This is a genomic window from Mesotoga sp. UBA5825 (genome assembly GCF_002432955.1).
Taxonomy (GTDB): Bacteria; Thermotogota; Thermotogae; order Petrotogales; family Kosmotogaceae; genus Mesotoga.
The window spans coordinates 521-7,253 of the sequence record NZ_DJHG01000067.1 but is presented as its reverse complement, the minus strand read 5'-3'; the positions used below and the strand labels follow the sequence as shown (position 1 = coordinate 7,253).

General features: G+C 48.1%; 4 protein-coding genes. All 4 read right to left on the bottom strand.

Annotation, left to right across the window (positions count from 1 at the left end; genetic code table 11):
- Window positions 1–29: 29 nt before the first annotated feature.
- Window positions 30–2,036 (bottom strand): excinuclease ABC subunit UvrB, encoded by a 2,007-nt coding sequence (uvrB, locus tag B3N33_RS06215; RefSeq protein ID WP_292592555.1) that lies wholly within the window; start codon window positions 2,034–2,036, stop codon window positions 30–32.
- A gap of 295 nt (window positions 2,037–2,331) precedes the next feature.
- On the bottom strand, window positions 2,332–2,925 hold the full coding sequence (gene ruvA / locus B3N33_RS06210) for a Holliday junction branch migration protein RuvA (protein WP_102819091.1): 594 nt from the start codon (window positions 2,923–2,925) through the stop codon (window positions 2,332–2,334).
- Window positions 2,909–4,228, bottom strand: coding sequence for a bifunctional folylpolyglutamate synthase/dihydrofolate synthase (locus B3N33_RS06205; protein ID WP_292592552.1), 1,320 nt, complete (start codon window positions 4,226–4,228; stop codon window positions 2,909–2,911). Before B3N33_RS06205 ends, ruvA begins: the two co-directional genes overlap by 17 nt.
- Window positions 4,225–6,733 (bottom strand): valine--tRNA ligase (locus B3N33_RS06200; protein ID WP_292592550.1); only part of this gene is annotated, 2,509 nt, incomplete at its 5' end. The genes B3N33_RS06205 and B3N33_RS06200, both read right to left, overlap by 4 nt.

Here is a 6,733-nt window from a genome sequence, read left to right as displayed (position 1 = left end):
ACTTAAGGGCATGATGAGTTAGAACATGGTCAGATCCTCTGCTTGTTTTTCTTCAGGCTGTGCATCTCATCTCTCAATATGGCTGCGTCCTCAAACCTGAGCTCTCCAGCGGCTCTAATCATCTCCTCATTAAGAAGAGCGACGTAATCATCGTAATCGAGAGACTCTTTTAGAGCCAGAACACCCTCCAGATAAGTTGCCCTTGCCTTTTCTTCTCTCTCTTTATTCAGATCTTCACCGGCGAACTCTTCGAAGATATTCTTATAGAGGGGTTTCACTATGCTTTCGGGAGTGATGTTATTCTCTTTGTTATACACAAGCTGCTTGAGTCTTCTTCTGTTTGTTTCATCTATAGCCCTCTTCATTGAACCGGTGATCGTATCGGCATAAAGAATTACCTGACCGTTTACATTCCTCGCCGCTCTTCCGATGGTCTGAATCAGAGTTGTCTCGGAACGGAGGAAGCCTTCCTTATCTGCATCCATTATCGCGACCAGGGAGACTTCGGGAAGATCGAGTCCTTCCCTCAACAGGTTGACACCTACTACGACCTCTACTGTGCCGTCTCGAAGCTTTCTTAAGACCTCGACCCGCTCAATCGCGTCAAGCTCGGAGTGAAGATACTCCGCTCTTATACCGACTTCGTTGAGATAGTCTGAAAGCATTTCGGCAGCCTTCTTAGTCAGAACCGTGACCAGAGCTCGTTCACTTCTCTTCTTGACGGTTCTCATCCTCTCGATAAAGTCATCTACCTGACTCTCGGTTGGATGCACAATGACTTCGGGATCTATGAGTCCCGTCGGCCTGATAACCTGATCGACGACTCTGGTAGAGTGTTCGGCCTCGAAATTACCGGGCGTCGCAGAGACAAAGATTATCTGTCCTACAGTCTTGAGGAACTCCTCGAACCTTAGAGGTCTGTTGTCGAAGGCTGCAGGTAATCTGAAGCCGTAGTCGACAAGGTTCTTCTTCCTTGAATAGTCTCCCCTGTACATTGCTCCAAGCTGGGGGACCCCGATATGCGACTCATCTATGAATGTTATGAACTTATCCTTATCAAAGTAGTCGAGCAGAGTGTACGGTTTCTCTCCCGGATGACGGCCGTCGAAGAAGCGGGAGTAGTTCTCTATTCCAGAGCAGTATCCAACACTTGAAAGCATCTCCATGTCGTAAGTGGTTCGCTGTCTAAGCCTTTGCGACTCTAGATACTTTCCCTCTCTTTCGAGATGTTTCACTCTCTCCTCAAGCTCTTCTTCTATGTTTCGCATCGCGCCGAGAATCTTCTCCTGAGTCGTGACGAATTCCTTGGCAGGGTAGATGGTGACCATATCCAGCTCTTCGATTGTCTTTCTGTTTATAGGATTGAATGACACGATTCTCTCAATTTCATCATCGAAGAAGTACAACCGAATTCCGTGATCCTCATAAGGAGGAAAGACTTCAAATATCTCTCCCTTCACGTGAAATACGCCCCCTGCAGAGATATCCTCCGAACGGTTATATTGAATGCCTGCGAGCTTCAGGGCAAGCTCCCTTCTGTTGACCGTCTCTCCGCGCTCCAGATGAATGTTCATACTGGCGAAATCTCTCGGATCTCCGCTTGCATAGATCGCAGAAACACTTGCGAGTACGACTGTATCGTTCCTCGTCAGGACGGATTTCAGAGCGGAAATCCTCATCCTCTCCAGTGTTTCGTTTATCTGAGCTTCCTTTTCGATATACAGATCCTTCGATGGAATGTACGATTCAGGCATGTAATAATCGTAGTAACTTATGAAGAGCTCTACTTTATTCTTCGGAAAGAAGGTCTTGAACTCTCTGTATAGCTGTGCCACAAGGGTCTTGTTAGGCGAAATCACTATGGCCGGTCTCTGAAGTGCGCTTATTACGTTCGCCATGGTGAAAGTCTTTCCCGAACCCGTTACCCCTAGAAGGGTCTGGAATCTATCTCCACTCTCAAGTCCTTCGATCAACTTCTCTATAGCCTGCGGTTGGTCTCCCTGAGGATTGTAAGAAGAATCAAGTTCGAAGAGCACCAGATCAACTCCTTTCGATGCTAACTGGCAAACAATTCTACACCATGCGAAGAACAGTTTTCAATGGGCCGATCTTCTTCGCGTGCATCGATAGAAACAGTCTCACTTACTGGAAACTCTTTCGGGAGAGTAGAGAGGTTAGCAGGAGAAGGTTATTCGGCAAAATGAAGGCCACGGTTCATTTGAATGATAGGTTTCGTTCGGGTTTCTCTCGATCTCGCAGAACCGCCGGAAGGTGAGCACTAACTCTCTACCCTCTTTCACGGAAGAGTGTTCGAATCTTATGCCGTTTGTTCTACTTACGCATCTCCTTTAGAGCGCCTTTGATCAACTCATGCATGTCGACGTCGGGGCTGTTTCTGAGAATCTTGACGACCGTTCTTCTGGCCTGAGACTCATCGAAACCGAGAGAGGCGAGCGCAACTATGGCCTCTTCGCCTACAGATCGCCGTACATCGGGCATCGTTTCTTCGCTTTCAACGAAAGACGAGTCTATCAAAGATGAAAGCTCCACGATCATTCGCTCTGCAGTCTTCTTCCCGATTCCCGGCAGCGAAGAAAGCTCGGTAACGTTCTTTGAAGAGATTATCTGCTTTATTCTTGAAGGAGAGGCAGACGAGAGAATTTTCATAGCCGATTTCGGACCTATCTTGCTCGCTTTGAGCAAGATGTTGAACAATTCCTCCTCTTCCCTGTCCAAGAATCCATAGAGTTCCGGGGGTCTGTCCTGCGAGTAAGAGACATACGTTAGGAAGAAGAATTCTCTGTCGCCGGAGAGTTTGGCGATTGTGTTGGGCGTGCAGTTCAGCCTGAAGAAAAGCCCTCCAACCTTTACGACAACTTCAGACTCTCTAATCTCTCTTACTAGCCCTTCAATGCCTTCCAGCATATTCCTTCACTCCAGTCAATATGTTTCTCGTCTCGCTGACCAGATACAGCGACCCGCAGACAAGAATCTTCTCGGAAGTCTGCAGCACTGTCTCCAAAGCGGCTTCATGAGAATCGACAAAACCAACTTGATCACAGTACCTCCTCCAGGTATTGGCGACTTCTTCCGGATGGAGACTCCTGTGATTCGGAACTCTGCAGACCACTACCCTGTCTGTTATCGATGAAAGCGTTCTTATGTTGCTTTCGTAGTCCTTGTCGTCGAGGCTGCCGAAAAGCAGAGTGAGCTTCTCGCCGGCAAAATACCGTTCGACTGTCTTTCTCAGAATCCTCGAGGCATCGGGATTGTGCGCGCCGTCAAGAATCACTGTCTTTGAGAGCACGGAAAAGACCTCAAATCTTCCGGGCCAAATAACGTTCTTCAAAGCCTTTCTCAAGCGGTTTTCATCTACTGATTTGCCAACCCTATCGAAGGCTGTTTCAACTGTTTTTAGCGCCACTGCTGCATTTGCTACTTGATGCTCGCCGTTGAGGTTGGTGATGAGATCGTAATACACATTCGTTCCTTCATAGTCGAAAACATTGCTGTCTAGCTTGTATTCTCTGCCGTATGCGTTGAAGTCCTTCCCTATGAAGAAAGTCGGAGACCCCATGCTCTTAGCAGTTTCAGAGACAACCCTTCTGATGGCAGGTCTTGTGATTCCCGAAACCACCGGGCTGTTCACCTTGATTATTCCGGACTTCTCTACGGCTATCTTCTCTTCGGAATCGCCGAGAATACCTGTATGATCAAGTCCAATACTTGTTATCACCGAGACTAGAGAAGAGCTGATTACGTTGCTCGCATCGAACCTGCCTCCAAGACCAACTTCAAGAACGACAATATCGCAAGCCAGCTGCTTGAAATACAGGAAGCTCATCGCGGTGACCACCTCAAAGAAGCTTGGAGCATACTCTTCGCCCTTCTCATCCATCTTCTTCAGCGCAGGCTCCATCGACTCCAGGATTCTGCTGACAGCGTCCTCCGAAATGTACTCTCCGTCAACCTGGATTCGTTCCCTGAAAGTCGTTATGTGAGGCGAGATATTCAGCCCGGCCTTCAAACCGTGAGAAGTGAACAGGGTTCTTACTATAGAAGCTACGCTGCCTTTCCCGTTTGTACCCGTTATATGGACAATAGGGTAGGATTCCTGCGGGTTGCCAAGACGCTCCAGAAGCTCTCTAATCCGGAAGAGACCGTACTTTATCTTTCCATATGGTCTTGAGTTGTAAAGATAGTGGATGGCCTCGGAGTAAGTCTTCATTTCAGGTCTTCAATAATCTTCTCGATCCTGCGGATGTTGTCCTGACTAATGATAAGCCTTTCCTTATTCTCGTTTACTACCTCTTCAGGGGCGTTGTCGACGAAGCTCTTATTCTCGAGTTTCGACTTTGTTCTGGCAAGGTCGCTTCTTTCCTTCTCCAGCTTCCCTTCCAATCTTTCAATTTCAGCAATCGTGTCGATCTCGCCCAGCACAACATACAGAGTGTTTCCTGAATCTCCCCAGGCAGATACGCTTCCCGATGCCTTTTCGCTCCTGGCAATCAGTTCACCCGAATTCGAAAGATTTGAGACGAGTTTGAGAATCTCGGTGTCAATTCTCTCTCCGAGATAATAGACGTCTGTGCGTGAAGAGGGAGGTATATTCATTTCCGCCTTCACGTTTCTGATTCCCCTTACCATTTCCATGATCTTTGAGAATTCATTTTCGGAAGAAACATCGAAATCGGATTCATCAAATTCCGGCCATTCGGAGGCGATTAAAAGACCTTTCGAATCGGGCAGTCTCTGCCAGAGTTCTTCCGTGATATACGGCATAAAGGGATGAAGCATTCTCAACGATGAGTCAAGGATTCTTACAAGTACATTCTGCGCTATCGTTCTGTCTCTTCCGCCGCCGTTCAGTCTTGGCTTTATACTCTCTATATACCAGTCACAAAACTCGTTCCAGAAGAAGGAGTAGATCGTCTTTGCCGCGCTGGGGAAGTCATAAGAGTCAATGGACTCTTCCACAGTCTTGACGGATCTTGCCAATCGGGAAAGGATCCACCTATCCTCAATTGCCAGCTTTTCTTTGCGCAGATCGATCTCTTCGAAGCCTTCTATGTTCAGCAGTGCAAATCTGGCTGCATTCCAGATCTTGTTTGCGAATTTCTTGTAAGTGTCAAAGAACTTGACGTCAAGTTTTATGTCGTGATTTTGCGCGGCTAGAATGGCCAATGTGAAGCGCATAGCGTCTGTTCCATGTTCCTTGATGACATCCAGAGGGTCTATGCCGTTTCCGAGAGACTTCGACATCTTCCTGCCGTTCTTGTCTCTTATCAGCCTGGTTATGTAAACGTGATCGAACGGTCTGTCTCCAATGAAATGGTATCCGGCCATTATCATTCGGGCTACCCAGAAAAAGATGATATCGAAGGCCGTGACCAGTACACTTGTAGGATAGAAAGTCTCTAGATCGGGTGTCGTTTCCGGCCATCCAAGGGTAGTGAAGGGCCATAACTGCGAGGAGAACCATGTGTCAAGAACGTCTTCGTCCTGTCTCAGTTTCCTGGAGCCGCACTTCGGACAAACCGAAGGATCGTTTTCTTCGACAATGACTTCGTTACAGTCATCGCAGTACCATACAGGAACCCTGTGACCCCACCATAGCTGGCGAGAAATGCACCAATCGCGAATCTCCCGCATCCAGTTAAGATATACTTTCTTCCAAGTCTCAGGGAAGAAGACGACTTCGCCATTCTCTACGGCAGCGATCGCTCTTTCCGCGAGCGGACCAACCTTGACGTACCATTGATCGGAAAGGGACGGCTCAACAACCGTGTCGCAGCGATAACACCTGCCCACCGCATGAACCATAGGCTCTACCTTGATTAGAAACCCCTGTTCCTCGAGGTCCTTGACTACTTGCTTCCTCGCTTCGTATCTATCTAGACCGCGATACTTCCCGCCGTTCTCGTTAATCTTCGCATCTTTGTCTATGACTTCGATTACCTCCAGACCATGTCTCAACCCTATCTGAAAATCGTTGGGATCATGGGCGGGCGTGACCTTCAGAGCACCTGTGCCAAAGGACGGATCGACATACCTATCCTGAATGATCGGTATCTCCCTTTCCATAAGCGGCAGTATTACAGTCTTACCCGTTAGATCGGAATACCTTTCATCGGAGGGATAGACGGCAACCGCGGTATCGGCGAGCATCGTCTCAGGTCTGGTTGTTGCAATTACTACGAACTCTTCTCCGCCCTTGATCGGGTATTTTATATGGTAAAAGGCTCCCTTTTCGTCTTCATGCTCTACTTCCTCATCTGAAAGAACCGTGGAACACCTCGGACACCAGTTAACAATGTACTTGCCTCTATAGATAAGCCCTTCCTTGTAGAGATCGACGAAGGCCTTTCTCACCGCTTCGCTTAGCCCGTCGTCCATAGTGAATCTCTCTCTTGACCAGTCCACCGAACAACCCATAGCTTCAATCTGCTCGCGAATCCGCTGCCTGTATTCCTTTGCCCAGTCCCATGTTGTTTCAAGGAACTTCTCTCGCCCCATCTCCTTGCGGTTCGTACCCTTCTTGGCGAGATCCTTCTCAACTGCGTTTTGGGTCGCTATGCCGGCGTGGTCCTCGCCAGGGACCCATAACGCTCTGAATCCTTTCATGCGCTTGAAGCGAATTATGAAATCTTGAATTACTAGATTTAGTGCGTGGCCCATATGGAGAGGCGCAGTAATATTAGGAGGCGGGATCATTATTGTGAATGGTTCACCC